At 55.8% G+C, this 17672-nt stretch carries 13 protein-coding genes; all 13 read left to right on the forward strand.

What is annotated here, in order from left to right:
• Nucleotides 1-13: 13 nt before the first annotated feature.
• Nucleotides 14-2938 (forward strand): bifunctional [glutamate--ammonia ligase]-adenylyl-L-tyrosine phosphorylase/[glutamate--ammonia-ligase] adenylyltransferase, encoded by a 2925-nt coding sequence (gene glnE / locus ACTV8E_RS16395; RefSeq protein ID WP_443200200.1) that lies wholly within the window; start codon nt 14-16, stop codon nt 2936-2938.
• Between the two features lie 45 nt (nt 2939-2983).
• Nucleotides 2984-3907, forward strand: a complete 924-nt coding sequence (locus ACTV8E_RS16400; protein WP_443200201.1) for a branched-chain amino acid transaminase — start codon at nt 2984-2986, stop codon at nt 3905-3907.
• 85 nt (nt 3908-3992) lie between these two features.
• Nucleotides 3993-5027 carry a lipopolysaccharide heptosyltransferase II gene (gene waaF, locus ACTV8E_RS16405; RefSeq protein WP_443200202.1) on the forward strand — a complete coding sequence of 345 codons (1035 nt, stop codon included), beginning with the start codon at nt 3993-3995 and terminating at the stop codon, nt 5025-5027.
• Nucleotides 5028-6023, forward strand: a complete 996-nt coding sequence (gene waaC / locus ACTV8E_RS16410) for a lipopolysaccharide heptosyltransferase I (RefSeq protein WP_443200203.1) — start codon at nt 5028-5030, stop codon at nt 6021-6023.
• Nucleotides 6023-7141, forward strand: coding sequence for a glycosyltransferase family 4 protein (locus tag ACTV8E_RS16415; protein ID WP_443200204.1), 1119 nt, complete (start codon nt 6023-6025; stop codon nt 7139-7141). Before waaC ends, ACTV8E_RS16415 begins: the two co-directional genes overlap by 1 nt.
• A 25-nt stretch (nt 7142-7166) precedes the next feature.
• The gene (gene rfaP / locus ACTV8E_RS16420; RefSeq protein ID WP_443200205.1) at nt 7167-7982 is read left to right on the forward strand and encodes a lipopolysaccharide core heptose(I) kinase RfaP; all 816 of its coding nucleotides are present in this window, start codon (nt 7167-7169) and stop codon (nt 7980-7982) included.
• 13 nt (nt 7983-7995) lie between these two features.
• Entirely contained in the window at nt 7996-9432 is a 1437-nt protein-coding gene (locus tag ACTV8E_RS16425; protein WP_443200206.1) for a lipopolysaccharide kinase InaA family protein, read from the forward strand.
• 210 nt (nt 9433-9642) lie between these two features.
• The gene (locus ACTV8E_RS16430) at nt 9643-11190 is read left to right on the forward strand and encodes a phosphoethanolamine transferase (RefSeq protein ID WP_443200207.1); all 1548 of its coding nucleotides are present in this window, start codon (nt 9643-9645) and stop codon (nt 11188-11190) included.
• Between the two features lie 99 nt (nt 11191-11289).
• Nucleotides 11290-12261 (forward strand): glycosyltransferase family protein, encoded by a 972-nt coding sequence (locus ACTV8E_RS16435; protein WP_443200208.1) that lies wholly within the window; start codon nt 11290-11292, stop codon nt 12259-12261.
• Nucleotides 12262-12263: 2 nt separating this feature from the next.
• On the forward strand, nt 12264-13064 hold the full coding sequence (locus ACTV8E_RS16440; protein ID WP_443200209.1) for a polysaccharide pyruvyl transferase family protein: 801 nt from the start codon (nt 12264-12266) through the stop codon (nt 13062-13064).
• Between the two features lie 8 nt (nt 13065-13072).
• Nucleotides 13073-14224: a hypothetical protein gene (locus tag ACTV8E_RS16445; RefSeq protein ID WP_443200210.1), complete on the forward strand. Its 1152-nt coding sequence runs from the start codon at nt 13073-13075 to the stop codon at nt 14222-14224.
• A 125-nt stretch (nt 14225-14349) separates the two neighbouring features.
• Complete coding sequence (msbA, locus tag ACTV8E_RS16450) at nt 14350-16149, forward strand: lipid A export permease/ATP-binding protein MsbA (protein WP_443200252.1); 1800 nt, start codon at nt 14350-14352, stop codon at nt 16147-16149.
• Nucleotides 16150-16232: 83 nt separating this feature from the next.
• Nucleotides 16233-17654 (forward strand): bifunctional D-glycero-beta-D-manno-heptose-7-phosphate kinase/D-glycero-beta-D-manno-heptose 1-phosphate adenylyltransferase HldE, encoded by a 1422-nt coding sequence (gene hldE / locus ACTV8E_RS16455; protein ID WP_443200211.1) that lies wholly within the window; start codon nt 16233-16235, stop codon nt 17652-17654.
• Nucleotides 17655-17672 lie beyond the last annotated feature (18 nt).

The raw sequence follows: 17672 nt of genomic DNA on the forward strand, positions 1-17672 counted from the left end.
CAAGGAATCCACCATGAGTCTGCCCTCTCTCGTTGCCATCCCCGTTGCGCTTGAGCCTCTGGCTGAGCGAGGGCGGGCGGCGTTGCTCGCCAAGGCTGAAGAGCTGGGGCAGGGAACCGAGGGATGGCCGGCGGAGCGCTGGCAGGCCTTTGCTCGTGCCTGTGTGGCCAGTGATTTTGTCGCTGAGCAGGCGTCGCGTGACGCGGCAGGCTTTCTCGCCCTGGCTGAATCAGGCGAATTGGAGTGCACCTTGCGCTCCAGCGAGATGCGCGCTCAGCTGCTGGCATGGCTGGCTGATTGCACTCAGGAAGAGGAACTGTCCCGCACGCTGCGCCGCTTTCGCAACCGCCAGCAGCTGCGCATCATCTGGCGCGACGTCAACCGGCTGGCTGATCTGGCTGAAACCTGCCGCGATCTGTCCGACCTGGCCGATGCCTGCATCGATCTGGCCTACCAGTGGCTGTACCCGCGTCACTGCGAACAGTTCGGAACGCCCACCGGCCGGCGCAGTGGCGCGTCGCAGCAGATGATCATCCTGGGAATGGGCAAGCTGGGCGCCCATGAACTCAATCTGTCCTCGGACATCGACCTGATTTTCGGCTTCCCCGAAGCGGGCGAGACCGAGGGCGCCCGGCGCTCGCTGGATAACCAGGAGTTCTTCACCCGCCTGGGCCAGAAGCTGATCAAGGCACTGGATGCCATCACCGTGGACGGTTTCGTGTTCCGCACCGACATGCGCCTGCGACCCTACGGTTCCAGCGGCGGCCTGGTGCTCAGCTTTGCCGCGTTGGAGCAGTACTACCAGGACCAGGGCCGGGATTGGGAGCGCTATGCGATGATCAAGGCGCGGGTGGTCGGCGGTGATCGGCGCGAAGGGGCTCGGCTGCTGAAAATCCTCCAGCCGTTTGTCTATCGCCGCTACCTGGATTTCTCGGCGATCGAGGCGCTGCGCACCATGAAGCAGCTGATCCAGCAGGAGGTGCGCCGCAAGGGCATGGCGGAGAACATCAAGTTAGGCGCTGGCGGTATCCGCGAAGTGGAGTTCATTGCGCAAGCCTTCCAGCTGATTCACGGTGGCCGTGACCTGAGTCTGCAACTGCGCCCGTTGCTCAAGGTGTTAGCCATCCTTGAAGGCCAGGGTTACCTGCCGGCGCCAGTGGTGGCCGAGCTGCGCGACGGCTATCGCTTCCTGCGCTACACCGAGCATGCCTTGCAGGCCATCGCCGACCGGCAGACGCAGATGTTGCCGGACGACCCGCGCGAGCAGGCACGGGTGGCCTTCATCATGGGTTTCGACAACTGGACGGCCTTCCTCGAACGACTGCAGCACTGGCGCGAGCGTATCGACTGGCATTTTCATCAGGTGATCGCCGATCCGGATGGTGAGGACGAAGACGAGGTGGTGGGCGGCGAGTGGCAGCCGCTGTGGCTGGGCACCCTGGAGGAGGACATGGCGGTGCGACAACTGGCCGAGGCCGGCTTCCAAGCGCCGGACGTAGCCCTGCGCCGCCTGCAGGATCTGCGCAATGGCAATCAGGTGCGCAGCATGCAGCGCCTGGGTCGCGAACGGCTGGATGCCTTTATGCCGCGCCTGTTGGCGCAGACAGTCGAGCACGACGAGTTGGACCAGGTGCTGGAGCGGGTCATGCCACTGGTGGCCGCGGTCGCCCGGCGTTCTGCGTACCTGGTGCTACTCACCGAAAACCCCGGCGCCCTGACCCGGCTGTTGCAGTTGTGCTCAGCCAGCCCGCTGATCGCTGAGCAGATCGCTCGCTACCCGCTGCTGCTCGATGAGCTGCTCAACGAAGGGCGGTTGTACAGCCCGCCCCAGGCTCCGGAGCTGGCCGCCGAACTGCGTGAGCGGCTGACGAGGATTCCCGAGGACGACCTTGAGCAGCAGATGGAAGCGCTACGTCATTTCAAATTAGCCCACAGTCTGCGGGTGGCTGCTTCGGAGTTTGCCGGCACCTTGCCGCTGATGAAAGTCAGCGATTACCTGACCTGGCTGGCCGAGGCGATCCTCGATCAGGTGCTGGCGCTGGCCTGGCGGGACACCGTGGCACGGCACGGCATGCCCAAGCGCATTGACGGCAGCGACTGCGATCCGGATTTCGTCATTGTTGGTTATGGCAAGGTCGGTGGCATCGAGCTGGGGCATGGCTCGGACCTGGATCTCGTGTTCATCCATGACGGTGACCCGCAAGCCGATACGGATGGGCCCAAGCCCTTGGATGGCACCTCGTTCTTTACCCGGCTGGGGCAGCGCATCATTCATCTGCTGACCACCCACACCACCTCTGGCCAGCTCTATGAGGTGGACATGCGCTTGCGCCCGTCCGGCGCCTCGGGGCTGCTGGTCAGCTCGCTCAGCGCCTTTGCCCGTTACCAGGAAAACGAAGCCTGGACGTGGGAGCACCAGGCGCTGATTCGCGCCCGGGTGCTGGTGGGCAGCCCGCGAGTGGCTGAAGGATTTGAAGCGGTGCGCGCGCGGGTGCTGGGCCAGGCGCGCGTCCTGGAAACCTTGCGCGATGAGGTGAGTGAGATGCGCGCCAAGATGCGCGGCAACCTGGGCACCCACGCCACTCAGGCCGGACTGGGCGAGAATGCGTTCGATGCCACGCAGCCGTTCGACTTGAAGCAGGATGCCGGAGGTATCGTCGATATTGAATTTATGGTGCAATACGCGGCCCTGGCGTGGTCGCACCATTACCCGCAGCTGATTCGCTACACCGACAATATGCGCATTCTGGACGGCCTGAGCGCAGCCGACCTGCTGCCAGCGGCCGACGTCCAGCTCTTGCAGGAGGCTTACAAGGCTTACCGCGCTGCGACGCACCGGCTGGCCCTGCAGAAACAGCCCGGTAAAGTCCCGGGCGATCAGTTCGCCGAATTGCGTCGCGAGGTTCGGCGCATCTGGCTGGAGTTGGGGTTGGCGTAGCGGGCTGCCGCCCGGATCAATGAATAACCTTGAGGAGTGACAACGATGTCGATGGCTGATCGTGATGGCGTGATCTGGTATGACGGCGAGTTGGTCGAATGGCGCAACGCGACCACCCATGTGCTGACCCACAGTCTGCACTACGGCATGGGCGTGTTCGAAGGCGTGCGCGCCTACAAGACTCCGCAAGGCACGGCGATCTTCCGCCTGCAGGCACACACCGACCGCCTGTTCGATTCCGCACACATCATGGGCATGAAGATCCCCTTCACCAAGGATCAGGTCAACGAAGCCACCCTCGCCGCTGTGCGTGAAAACAAGCTGGACAGCGCCTACATCCGTCCGCTGGCGTTCTACGGCTCCGAAGGCATGGGCATCCGCGCCGACAACCTCAAGGTGCACCTGATCGTCGCCGCCTGGCACTGGGGCGCCTACATGGGCGAGGAAGCCCTGGCCAACGGCATCAAGATCCGCACCAGTTCCTTTACCCGTCACCACGTCAACATCACCATGACCCGCGCCAAGTCCAGTGGCTCCTACGTCAACTCGATGCTGGCTCTGCAGGAAGCGGTTTCCGCTGGCGCCGACGAAGCGCTGTTGCTGGACCCGGAGGGCTATGTGGCGGAGGGTTCGGGTGAGAATATCTTCATCGTCAAGAACGGCGTGCTCTACACCCCGGAAGTTACGGCCTGCCTGAACGGCATCACCCGCAGCACCGTGCTGACCCTGGCCCGTGAGCAGGGTATCGAAATCGTCGAGAAGCGCATCACCCGCGACGAGGTGTACATCGCCGACGAGGCCTTCTTCACCGGTACCGCCGCTGAAGTGACCCCGATCCGCGAAGTGGACGGCCGGCAGATCGGTCTTGGTCGCCGTGGTCCGGTTACCGAAAAGCTGCAAAAGGCCTATTTCGACCTGGTCACCGGCCAGACCGACGCCCACGCCGAATGGCGGACTCTGGTCAAATAGTGGCAAGCGTCACGCTGCAAGCGACAAGCAGTCATTCATTGCTTTTCGGCTTGCAGCGTGACGCTTGCGGCTTGAAGCTGCTCTTATGAATATTCTGATCATCGGACCCAGTTGGGTCGGCGACATGGTAATGGCGCAAACGCTGTTCACCTGTCTCAAACAGCTCCATCCCGAGTGCAGCATCGACGTGCTGGCGCCCGAATGGAGCCGACCGATTCTCGAACGCATGCCTGAAGTGCGTCGCGCCCTGAGCTTTCCGCTCGGCCACGGCGTGCTGGACCTGGCCACGCGCCGTACCATCGGCCGTAGCCTCAAAGGCCAGTACGATCAGGCGATCCTGCTGCCCAATTCGCTGAAATCGGCCCTGGTGCCGTTTTTCGCCGGCATTCCCGTGCGCACCGGCTGGAAGGGCGAGATGCGCTATGGCTTGCTCAACGACATCCGCACGTTGGACAAACAGCGCTACCCGCTGATGATCGAGCGCTTTATGGCCCTGGCCTTCGAGCCGGGTGCCGAGATTCCCCAGCCGTATCCGCGCCCCAGCCTGCAAATCGACGAAAGCAGCCGTGCCGCAGCGCTGAAAAAGTTCGACTTGAGCGTGGACCGTCCGGTGTTGGCGCTGTGTCCCGGCGCCGAGTTCGGTGAAGCCAAACGCTGGCCGGCCGAGCATTATGCCCAAGTGGCTGAAGCGAAGATTCGCGAGGGCTGGCAAGTCTGGTTGTTCGGCTCGAAAAGTGACCATCCGGGTGGCGAGGAGATTCGCAACCGGCTGATTCCGGGCCTGCGCGAAGAAGTCAGCAACCTGGCCGGCGAAACCAGCCTGGCCGAGGCCATCGACCTGCTGTCGGCCGCTTCGGCTGTCGTCTCCAACGATTCCGGGCTAATGCACGTGGCCGCCGCGTTGAGCCGCCCGTTGGTGGCGGTGTATGGTTCGACTTCTCCGCAATTCACCCCGCCGTTGGCTGAACAGGTGGAAATTGTCCGTCTTGGTCTGGACTGCAGCCCGTGCTTTGAACGCACCTGCCGCTTCGGCCATTACAACTGCCTGCGTGACCTCAAACCGCGTGCGGTGATCGAGGCGCTGGAGCGTCTGCTGCCCCAGCCGATTGAGGTGCAGTGAGTGCGGGTTCTGCTGATCAAGACCTCCTCGCTGGGCGACGTCATCCACACCCTGCCGGCACTCACCGACGCTGCTAAGGCGATTCCCGGCATTCGCTTCGACTGGGTAGTTGAAGAGGGCTTTGCCGAAATCCCCGCCTGGCATCCGGCCGTGGACCGGGTGATTCCGGTGGCGATTCGCCGCTGGCGCAAGAACCTGTGGCGCACTTACAAGAGTGGCGAGTGGCGGCAGTTCAAGCAATGCCTGCGCGAAGGTAACTACGATCTGGTGATCGATGCCCAGGGGCTGCTGAAAAGCGCCTGGCTGACCCGTTACTGCAACGCACCGATAGCCGGGCTGGATCGGCACTCAGCTCGCGAGCCCTTGGCCAGTCGTTTTTATGACCGTACCTATCAGGTGCCCCGCGAGCAACACGCGTTGGAGCGCACCCGCCAGCTGTTCGCCCAAGCGCTGGGCTACCGGCTGCCAGTCAGCACCGGTGATTACGGCCTGGATCGCGTTGCGCTGGCCGGGCCAATCGATGAGCCTTATCTGGTGTTCCTGCACGGCACTACCTGGGCCAGTAAGCACTGGCCGGAAGCCGACTGGCGCGCCCTGGCCGAACGTCTGAATGCCGAGGGCTGGGCGATCCGCCTGCCGTGGGGGAGTGCGCAGGAAAAGGCCCGTGCCGAGCGCATCGCCGCCGGTTTGGATAAAGCCCAGGTGCTGCCCAAGCTGAACCTTGTCGGGGTTGCCCGGGTCATTGCTGGTGCCCGCGCCTGTGTTGCGGTAGACACTGGCCTCGGCCATCTGGCCGCCGCGCTAGATGTGCCCAGCATTTCTCTTTATGGTCCCACCCGTCCCGGCCGCGTTGGTGCCTATGGTCAGGGCCAGGTACACCTGTGCGCCACCGGCCCCAACGCCGGCAGTGGCGATCGGGAAAAGTCCTGCTTTGACGGCCTGGATGCCGCCGGTGTGTATCCCGAACTGCAACGGCTGTTGAAAGAGCACTCCTGATGCAACTGGCCTTTCTGCTTTACAAGTACTTCCCGTTCGGTGGCCTGCAGCGCGATTTTTTGCGCATCGCCTTAGAATGCCAGCAGCGCGGCCACGCCATCCGCGTGTACTGCCTGTCCTGGGAAGGTGATACTCCGCCGGGCTTTGACGTTCGCTACGTTCCAGTCAAGGCGGTTTCCAACCATCGGCGCAACGAGAAATACACCGAGTGGGTGCATGCTGACCTGGCTCGCCATCCGGTGGACCGCGTGGTGGGGTTCAACAAGATGCCTGGGCTGGACGTCTACTACGCAGCGGATGGCTGCTACGAGGCCAAAGTCCAGGGCCGTAGCTGGCTGTATCGCCAATGTGGGCGCTACCGGCATTTTTCTGCGACCGAACGCGCTGTGTTTGAGCAGTCGGCAAACACAAGGATCATGCTGATTGCAGAGGACCAGCGCAGGCAGTTTATTCAGCACTATGGTACTCAGCCCGAGCGTCTACATATGTTGCCACCAGGTATTGCGCTAGATCGCCGAGCACCTGCCAATGCAGGCAAAATCCGTTCAGGACTACGGCATGAATTTGACGTTTCGGAAACAGAGCTGTTGCTTGTGCAAATCGGCTCAGGCTTCAAAACAAAAGGGGTAGATCGAACCTTGAGAGCCTTGGCGGCATTGCCGGACACCCTTCGCCAGCGCACCAAGATGATGATCATTGGACAGGACAATCCCAAAACTTTCTTGGCGCAAAGCAAAACTTTGGGCATAGGTGACCGTGTAACCTTTCTCCAAGGCCGCAACGATGTGCCGCGTTTCCTGTTGGGGGCGGATTTGATGGTGCACCCGGCTTATCACGAAAGCGCAGGCGCCGTATTGCTTGAAGCAATAGTTGCTGGTCTACCGGTGCTGACCACTGATGTATGCGGTTATGCCCATTACATCACCGAGGCGCAGGGCGGTAGGGTACTGCCCAGCCCGTTCCGGCAAGAACAGCTTGATCAGTGGTTGGCTGAGATGCTGGCCGATTCTACCCAGCGTGCGACCTGGTGTCGCAATGCTCTAGTCTGGGCACAAGCCGCCGATATCTATTCCATGCCGCAGCGCGCGGCAGAGATCATTCTGGCGGAGCAGCCGTGAGGGCGTGCCGCCTGCTGGAGTTTTGATGAAACTGTTTCTCAGCGAACCTTTCAAATCGCTTTGGCAGGGCAAAGATCCTTTCGCCGAAGTGGAAAAGCTGCAGGGCCAGATCTACCGCGAGCTGGAAGGTCGTCGCACCCTGCGCACTGAAGTCGAGGGGCGTGGCTATTTCGTCAAGATTCATCGTGGCATTGGTTGGAGCGAGATATTTAAGAACATCAGCACCCTGAAAGCCCCCGTGATCGGGGCTGGTCAGGAATGGACCGCCATTCAGCGGCTCACCGACGCTGGCGTACCCACCATGACGGCCGTGGCCTTCGGCGAGCGGGGCGCCAATCCTGCGGCTCAGCATTCCTTCATCGTCACCGAGGAGCTGGCGCCTACGGTCAGCCTTGAAGATTTCACTGCCGATTGGTTGCAGCAAGCGCCACCGCCGCGCCTCAAGCGAGCCCTGATCCAGCGTGTGGCGAAGATGACCGGCGACATGCATCGCGCCGGGGTCAACCATCGCGACTGTTATATCTGCCACTTTCTGCTGCACACCGACCAACCGGTAATGGCAGACAGCCTGCGACTGTCGCTGATTGATCTGCACCGTGCCCAGGCGCGCAAGCGGGTGCCGCGGCGCTGGCGCGACAAGGACCTGGCCGGGCTGTACTTTTCCGCGCTGAACATCGGCCTGAGTCGCCGCGACAAGCTGCGCTTCTTGCGCCTCTACTTCCGCCAGCCACTGCGCCAGATTCTGCGTGAAGAAGCCCGGCTGCTGGACTGGCTGGAGCGCAGGGCGGCGCGCCTGCAGGCCCGTTTTGAACGCAAATACGCGCCTGGCGCACAGGGTTGAGCGGAGACGTCCCTTGAAATTGCATGAGTTGACGCGTGCCGGCCGCACCCCGGCATTGCCGCTGTCTCTGGAACTGGCCGACGGCGCCGGCCCGGAAACCTTGCAGGTGCGCCGCCTGCTACGGGTGATACCCGGGCAACGCTATGTCGGTCTCGGCGAATGGCGCGGCCGGCCGGTATTGGCCAAGTTACTGGTGGGCGGCAAGGCGGCGCGGCATTTTCAGCGCGAGCTGGCCGGTGCGCGGCTACTGGCCGAGCAGCAGCAAACCACGCCACAGCTTTTAGGCAGTGGCCTGCAGGAGGGAGAGGGTGGCTGGCTATTGTTCGAGTATCTCGACGGCTCGCAAAGCCTTGGCGATGCCTGGCAGGCAGTGGCCCATGAGCCTCCTTTGTCTGACGGCCAGCAAGCTGTACTTGCCGACGCCTTGGGTGCCATCGCTGGGCTGCACGCAAAAGGACTTTGGCAAGCCGACTTGCACTTGGACAATTTGCTACGGCATCAGGGGCAGCTGTATTTGATCGATGGCGGTGCGATTCGCGCTGAAGATCTCGGCGCAGCGTTGTCGCGTAACAAGGTGTTGGAAAACCTCGGCCTGTTCTTCGCCCAGCTCTCGGCCGGCTTTGATCCTTTTATCGAAGAGCTGCTGGTGCATTATCTACTGGTCAACGGTGAACACGCGCTGCCGTTGGAAGCTCTACTCAAGGAAGTGGACACGAAGCGACGAGAGCGATTGCGCGAGTATTTGCACAAGCTGGGTCGTGACTGCACCGAATTTGCCGTACAGCGTGGGGCCATGGGACTGCAGGTGGTGCGTCGCCAAGAGGCTGCAGCGCTCAAGGAACTGCTGGCTAACCCTGATGCAGCCATCAACGCTGGCAAAGCACTCAAACTGGGCGGCAGTTCCACCGTGGCGCTGGTCGAAGTGGCCGGTCGTCCCTTGGTGATCAAGCGCTACAACATCAAAGGCATTGGCCACTGGGTGAAACGCTTCTGGCGCCCGAGCCGAGCTTGGCAGAGCTGGGTGGAAGGAAATCGATTGAGTTTCCTCGGCATTGCCACGCCCAAGCCTTTGGCAATGCTGGAACGCCGCTGGTGCGGGTTGCGCAGCCGCAGCTATCTAGTGACCGAATACATGGCGGGTGAGGATTTGCTGGCGCGCTGGCAGCCGTATCTGGACCAGTCACCACCGGTTGCCGAACTTCAAGCCCTTGAGCGACTAATGGATGCGTTACAGCGTGAACGCATCAGCCATGGCGACCTCAAAGGGACAAATCTGATCTGGGACCGGAACCAATGGGCCCTGATTGATTTGGATGCTGTTCGTCAGCATGCAGGGGATTGCAGTTTTCAGGCTGCCTTCTTTAAAGATCGGACGCGGTTGTTGAAGAATTGGCCAGTAAAATCGGACACGTACCAATGGTTGAATGAGCATTTGCCTCGGCTTGAATAAGCTCGCTAATGATCGTCCCTTAAAAGTTAATAACAAACCGGGGTACCACCGAAGGCTGATCGACACTAGGCTGACAGCGTTCATTGGCTTTCTATGAGATGGGCTTCCCTAGACAATCAAACTAAGGGAAGAGGCGATTCAGGGATGCATTGCGATGGAGGAAATTAGTTTGCGTTGTTTCTTATTACCGTTCTTGGAATCTAATAGCCGATGAAGACGGATCTATCTGCATCGTCGAGTCAACAATTAACTTTTTTTGATTCGCTTCGCCAATCCCCCATACGAGCATGGGGCTCTCTTATAGCGACCATGGGGTTGGCTGTAATTATACCTATGGCAGTAGGCTTTGGCGTTGGGCTCGAGCAGATCCTAACAATGCTTATTATGCTCGAGTTCGCGAAAAGAATTTCCTATTTCCCAGGAGTTCTATTAGTTCTAATTTTCCCGATAGTGGCCTACTTGCCAGCCGGCATCACATATGGAAAGCTTAATGTTGGGGTTCTGGCGTCATTAATGGAGACCAATCCATTGGAGGCGCAGGAGTTTATTCTGACCATACCTGCATACTGTTACATCCTTGCGCTAATGCTGATTGCTGCTGCGTTGGTTTGGTTTAAGCTGCGATCACAGCAACTTTTCAATATGAGTAAAAATAAATTATTCCTATTTGTTTTTGTTGGGTTGTTTTTTCACAGTGCTGTGTTCAAGTTTTATAAGTATGCAGTTGAAAATTTCTCTGAATATTACGAGGCAAAGGAGGTGCTGGCTGCAGCCATGAGTGTAGAGCCAGAATGGCATGTAACAGCGTTGCAGGGAGAGAGGTCTGATCTGTATGTTGTAATTATTGGTGAAAGCGTAAGAAAAGACTATATGTCTGTGTATGGTTATCCGCACCAAACTACTCCGTTTCTAAATAGTGTGCCTGGCTATTTCGTTGATGGTTATGTTAGTGCGTCTTCCAATACGTGGGCTTCTTTGCCCAGAGCCCTTTCTCTGAGTCACGATAATGGTCTGAGCATCGATCCGGCACACAACGCTGTTACCTTGGCAAATGCAGCGGGTCTGGAAACATATTGGATCTCTAATCAGGGTTTTCTTGGGAGTAAGGATACTGGTGTTTCCATAATCGCATCACGAAGTAGTCATCAGATATATCTTAAAAAAGGTGAATATAATTCCGAAAATATTGATGACCTGATATTGCTGGAAAAGCTAAAGTCAGTTCTTGGACGAAATGGTGGTCGGAAAGTTATATTCCTACATATGATGGGCTCACACCCGCATGAATGTCAGCGACTGCATGACTATGTGGTAAATTTCGATACTCCTTACGGCGAACGTTTCAATTGCTATTTGGCTTCCATTGAAAAAACGGACTCCTTCATCGCAGAGGCTTATAGTATTTTACAGAAGAGCGGTAAAAGCTTTTCTTTACTCTATTTCTCAGATCATGGCATGACGGCCACTAAAGAAAGCTCTCATGGTTATCGTTTCAAGCATGGGGCCGAATATAGAGAAAATTACGATGTTCCCTTCCTTCTGCTGAATTCGGTAGATATGGAGCATGTTGTGGAAAAGAAAAGGTTAAGCGCTTTTAATTTTATGAGGTTTTTTACGGATTGGATTAAGGTTAAAACTTCGCTGCTACCTGGTGGATATGATATTAAGGCGGTGCAAGATGATCAGGAAGTATCGATCTACAATTTTTCGAAATTAGTAGATTATAATAGCTTGAGCTCTCAAGAGTCGCTGAAGTAAAGTGGTGCCGGGTGTGGAAAAGTTGGCCTGCAAAAAGTTTGATATTATTTTAAGGCCTGGTTTTTTTGTTTTTGGCTGCTGACTGCAAGGTTTCGGTAAATGAAAGTACTTATTTTGGCAATGGGAGAGCAGCGAGCGATTCTTGATAATTTATTCAAGGAGGTTTGTCTCAATCTGGCTGCATGCGATGTTTTTCTGTTAAGTAAAAGCGAGCAGTTATCTTTGGGTAAGACATTGAGCCGGTTAAGTTATCAAGATTATGATCGGGTTGTTATATTTTCTAGATTGAAACGCTTAAAGAAACAGCTCCCTGTGTTGCGCTGTATACCCGGTCTTATTTTTCTTGAGCATGATGCCTGTCAGAATTACATGTCATTCAGCAAGTATTATGGAAAGTACTCCGAGTTCTATAAGAACTTGCCGTGGGTTCGTATATTGTCTTCAGGGAATAGCGTAGCGAATCGTTTGCGCCAAGAGGGGGTTGATGCGGTATTTGTTTCTAAAGGGTATGATGAAAAGTTACTGAAAAACATGCGAGTTCCGAGAGATATTGAATTGGCCTTTATTGGTAGCCTTAAGAATAAGGCCTATGAGAAACGCAGCGAGATCTTGCGTCAAATCAGTGATGAATCTAACCTTCTAATTACGCGCACCAATTCTGGTGAAGAGTACTCAAACATGCTGAATCGTGTCCGAATATTTGTAAGCGCGGATATCGGTATGGGAGAGTATATGATTAAGAATTTTGAAGCAATGGCATGTGGGTGTGTATTGCTCGCTTGGAGTCAGGGAGCTGATGAGGACTCTGCGCTAGGTTTTGTAGATGAAGAGAATGTGATGCTGTACCGTTCGGTCCCTGAGGCGTTAGAGAAAATTAATATGCTTAAGGTCGATAATTTATTGGCTGAGCGTATTGCTAGTGCTGGGCAGGCTCTAGCTGAAAAGAGATTTAAATTTTCTAATGTAGGTCATGATCTTGCTCGTGCTATTGAAAAACCTATGCGGCCTTGGCCGGGTGTAAGCTTCTGGCAGAAGACATTGGCTAATCTTTTTTATGGATTAAAGGTGTAGTAATGGCAATCAAACTTTATTGGTGCCGGGGGAAAGGCGAAAGGGATGAACAGCAGCGCAACTTTGGCGATTATCTTTCACCTTTAATAGTGGAAATGCTATCGACAAAAACCGTTGTTTATGCGCCTATTCATAGCGCTGAGATGATGGCTATAGGCTCAATTCTTCCGCGTGAACGAAAGGCTAAGCGCTTCTTCTTACCTCGGCGCTTGCATATATGGGGGGCTGGAACCGATGCTCCCGACTTGAAGTTTTCAGGGCGGCACCATTATCATGCAGTGCGTGGGCTAAAAAGCTTCGAGCAAATTTCTGACTTGAATCAAAGTCCTGTTTTTGGTGATCCTGGATTATTAGCTAATTATTGGTGGGAGGGTAAGCCTAAACCGGAAAAGCGATATCGAGTTGGCGTGATTCCGCATTATGTTGATCAAAAAAATTCTTTTGTAGAGGCTGCTACAAAGCTTCCAGGAGTGTTTTTTATAAATGTCTTCTGGCCTGTTGAGGAAGTTTTGCGAGCGATACAGTCATGTGATTTTATTCTCTCTTCGAGTATGCATGGTCTGATAATTTCTGATGCTTTCTCAGTGCCTAACAGGCGCTTGCGCCTTTCAGATGGGCTTATTTCTGATTTCAAATTTGTTGATTATTATTCTGCGTTCGGTATGGCTGAGCCTGAACCATTGGTCAAGGAGTCTTTACTGAGCCTAGCTTCGAGCGATCCCGCTGATTTAGTGGGCAACTACACTAGGCCAAACTTAGCTGACCTTCAGTCAGGACTTATAAAGGCTTTTCCTTCCTTATGAAATCAATCTTGAACTGGACACAGAAATACTATTTTTTGGCGATGCTGTTGATTTTTTTTGTGTCATTTTTACTTCCTGTTTCTACGAAGACGGTCAATAATATTTTTTATGCTGGGTTAGCGTGTCCTATTCTGGTTTGGTTTTTTTTGAGGCCGTTATTAGGCTGGTCTTTGTTGTCTTCGTTTTTATGGGTTTTAGTTCCTTTGTTGTTTGTTGCAGTCTTGACTGCTTCGGAAGCTCATGATTTGAAAGTTATCCTTTATTTGTTTTCGTATTTTGTTCTTTGTATATATTTTGCGGGGCGGGAGGCTTTGGTTAAAAAAGCTATTGCTCTTTTCTCTTTGATTGTTTTGGGTGTTTTCTTTTACATAGTGGTTGATTGGGCTTTTATCTGGTTTGAAAGTGGAGTGGTGGTCCGTTATCAGCAACTCTTTGGTGTTGCCGTTAACCCTGTTTATCTCTCGATTATAATAGTTTTCTCATTGGTGTATCTTTGGTTTTTTACCCTCGATGATTGGTTTTCGACATCTTCTCGGTTCTTATTTTTTGCGGGATTCCTATGTTTTTGCTCTCTTGTTTTGTTATGTGTTTCAGTTTTTCAGTCTCGCTCTACCTTGTTGGGTTTTATTCTTTTTTATATTGGGTATATATGGTTTAAAAGGATAATTTGGCAAGGTTTTGCCTTGGGGATAGGGGTGGTTTTTTCTTTATATTTGTTAGGGGTTGACGCTCTGCTGTCGCAGCGCGCCCTAAGCTATAGACCTGAAATTTGGTTTGATGCAGCGACGCGTCTAATAAATGAATGTAGTGTTTTGATAGGGTGCGGGAAAGATAATTACTTTTTTTTGGGTGAGTTTCATCATGCCCATAGTGGGTTTTTAAGTGTTTTTTATCAGGCTGGATTGTTGGGTGGAGGGGCTTTTTTATTTTTTATGTGTCTTTTCTTTTTTTATGCCTTCCGAGCGAGATCGCGCTGGATGTGTGTTTCATTAATTGGGTGGGGCAGTTTGCTTACAACAACTAATGGGGTTTTTATTTCGCCGCAGCCGTTGTGGATTTATTTTTGGTTTCCAGTTTTTATGGCAGTCTTAGAGTTAAAAAATGGCTTTATAGAAAGTTATTATGTGAAAAGGGGGGGGTTATGTTTGTCGAGCTTTTGAGAGTTGGGCTTTCTAAAAGCACTTGGTCTATTCTGGCTTTGCTAAGTGAGTGCATTTAATTATGGGCGGTCTAGGTCTACATGCTAAATCCGCCGCCTGCCGTCCGAGACTCAAGCCGCATGACCATGACTGACCATCGCGCCGAAAGCGCCTCCAGCTTGAAAATCTACCTCCGCCTGCTCAGCTACGTGAAGCCCTACATCGGCTATTTCGCGTTGAGCATCCTCGGCTACATTATCTTCGCGTCCAGCCAACCGATGCTGGCAGGGATCCTCAAGTATTTCGTCGATGGGCTGGGTAACCCTGAGGCGGCGATGTTCCCGGACGTCGCCTTCCTGCAGGACGTCAAATTGCTGCAGATGGTGCCGCTGCTGATCGTGGCGATCGCGGCTTGGCAGGGGATCGGCTCGTTCCTTGGCAGCTATTTTCTGGCCAAGGTCTCCTTGGGGCTGGTCCACGATCTTCGTGTGGCATTGTTCGGCAGTCTTTTGAACTTGCCCAACCGCTACTTTGACGAACACAACTCCGGGCACCTGATCTCGCGGATCACCTACAACGTGACGATGGTCACCGGGGCGGCAACCGAGGCGATTAAAATCATCATTCGCGAAGGGCTGACGGTGATTTTCCTGTTCTCCTATCTGTTATGGATGAACTGGAAGCTGACTTTGGTAATGCTGGCCATTCTGCCGGTAATTGCTTTGATCGTCGGAACTGCTGGTAAGAAATTTCGCAAGCAGAGCAAGCGCATTCAGGTGGCCATGGGCGATGTTACTCATGTGGCCTCGGAGACTATCCAAGGCTACCGGGTAGTACGCAGCTTCGGTGGTGAGACTTACGAAACCCAACGCTTCGTGGACGCCAGTGTCAACAACACGCAGCGTCAGTTGCGAATGACGCGCACCAATGCGATCTACACCCCGTCCTTGCAGTTGGTGACATACACCGGCATGTCGGTGTTGCTGTTCCTTGTTCTGTTGTTGCGCGGCGATGCGACGGCTGGCGATCTGGTTGCCTATATCACTGCGGCCGGCCTCCTGCCCAAGCCGATTCGCCAGCTTTCGGAAGTGAGCTCGACGATCCAGAAAGGCTTGGCCGGAGCTGAAAGTATTTTCGAGCAGCTCGACGAGTTGCCCGAGCCCGACCTGGGCAGCATTGAGCGTGATCGGGTGGTGGGGCAGCTTGAAGTGCGCCATCTCAATTTCCGCTATGCGGGCAGCGAAAAACCTGTGCTCAGCGATATCAATTTCATTGCCGAGCCTGGGCAGATGGTTGCATTGGTGGGGCGCTCCGGCAGCGGCAAGTCGACGCTGGCCAACCTGATTCCACGCTTTTACCAGCATGAGGATGGTCAGATCCTGCTCGACGAAGTGCCGATCGAAGACTACAAGCTGCGCAACCTGCGCCGGCATATCGCTCTGGTTACCCAGCAGGTGACACTGTTCAACGGTTCGGTGGCCGAGAACATCGCCTATGGCGATCTCGCTGGAGCGCCACGTGAACAGATCGAGGCGGCGGCGGAAGCGGCTTATGCCAAGGAATTCATTGACCAGTTACCGCAGGGCTTTGACACCCAGGTGGGAGAAAACGGTGTCTTGCTCTCAGGCGGTCAGCGTCAGCGTTTGGCGATAGCCCGCGCGCTGCTGAAAAATGCTCCGGTCCTGATTCTGGACGAGGCGACCTCGGCGCTGGATACCGAATCCGAGCGGCATATCCAGGCGGCGCTGGATAAGGTCATGAGCGGACGAACCACCTTAGTGATTGCGCATCGATTGTCGACCATCGAGAAAGCCGATCTGATCCTGGTCATGGATCAGGGACGAATTGTCGAGCGCGGCAGCCATGCCGAGCTATTAGCTCAGAACGGTTATTATGCGCGGCTGCATTCCCACCAGTTCCAAGACGAGTCGGGAGTCCAGGAATAGTAATAGGCGTGCGCATAACGACCAAGGCTCTCTACGTGCTGTGTTAGAATTCGCGGCATTTTTCAGCGCCTTCCGGAGTTTTCATGCAGCTGTCCATGCCCCGTTTCGACCAGGCCCCCGTACTGGTGGTCGGTGATGTCATGCTCGACCGTTACTGGCATGGTGGCACCTCGCGTATTTCTCCCGAGGCGCCAGTGCCGGTGGTGAAGGTCGAGCATAGAGAAGATCGTCCCGGCGGTGCGGCCAACGTGGCACTGAACATCGCCGCCCTGGGTGCGCCCGTGCTGCTGGTTGGCGTCACTGGCGCGGATGAGGCCGCGCAAAGCCTCGGTCAGAGCCTGATAGCGGCGGGGGTCGAAACTCATTTCCAACAAATTGATACGCAGCCGACCATCGTCAAGCTGCGCGTAATGAGCCGCAGCCAGCAACTGCTGCGCATGGATTTTGAAGAGCCTTTTGCCACGGACACTGCCGCCTTGGCCGCGCAGGTCGAGCAATTGCTGGCCGGGGTCAAGGTGTTGATACTCTCGGACTACGGCAAGGGGGCGTTGCAAAACCACCAGACGCTGATCCAGGCCGCGCGCGCGCGCGCGATTCCTGTGCTGGCGGATCCCAAGGGCAAGGATTTTTCCATTTATCGCGGCGCTAGCTTGATTACCCCAAACTTTGCCGAGTTCGAGGCCATTGTCGGCCGGTGTGTCGGTGAGGCCGAGCTGGTCAGCAAGGGTGCGCAGCTGATGACTGAGTTGGATTTGGGTGCGCTGCTGGTCACCCGTGGCGAGCACGGCATGACATTGTTGCGCTCCGGGCATCCTGCTTTGCATCTTCCGGCCCGGGCACGCGAGGTGTTTGATGTTACTGGTGCGGGCGACACGGTGATCTCCACCCTGGCCGCTGCGTTGGCGGCGGGTGAAGAATTGCCTCAGGCGGTGGGGCTGGCCAATCTGGCTGCGGGGATCGTGGTCGGCAAGCTCGGTACGGCGGCGATCAGCGCGCCGGAGCTGCGCCGCGCCATTCAGCGTGAGGCGGGTTCCGAGCGCGGCGTGCTGGGGCTGGAGCAACTGCAACTGGCAATCGACGATGCTCGCGCCCAAGGCGAGAAGATCGTCTTTACCAATGGCTGCTTCGACATCCTGCATGCGGGCCACGTGACCTATCTGGAGCAGGCCCGCGCGCAAGGCGACCGCTTGATTGTCGCGGTCAACGATGATGCTTCGGTCACCCGTTTGAAAGGTCCAGGCAGACCGATCAATACGGTGGATCGGCGCATGGCGGTGCTGGCCGGTCTCGGCGCGGTGGACTGGGTGATCAGCTTCGCCGAAGACACCCCTGAACGCCTGCTTGCGGAGCTTAAGCCGGATGTATTGGTCAAGGGCGGCGACTATGGCATTGAAGGCGTAGTCGGGGCGGAAATCGTCAAGACCTACGGCGGTGAGGTGCGTGTGTTGGGGTTAGTGGCCAACAGCTCGACAACGGCGATTGTTGAGAAGATTCGCCAGAAGTGATGGAGTCGTCTTCCCGCG

This window comes from Pseudomonas sp. B392_1p, from assembly GCF_052245235.1.
GTDB classification, from domain to species: Bacteria; Pseudomonadota; Gammaproteobacteria; order Pseudomonadales; family Pseudomonadaceae; genus Serpens; species Serpens gallinarum.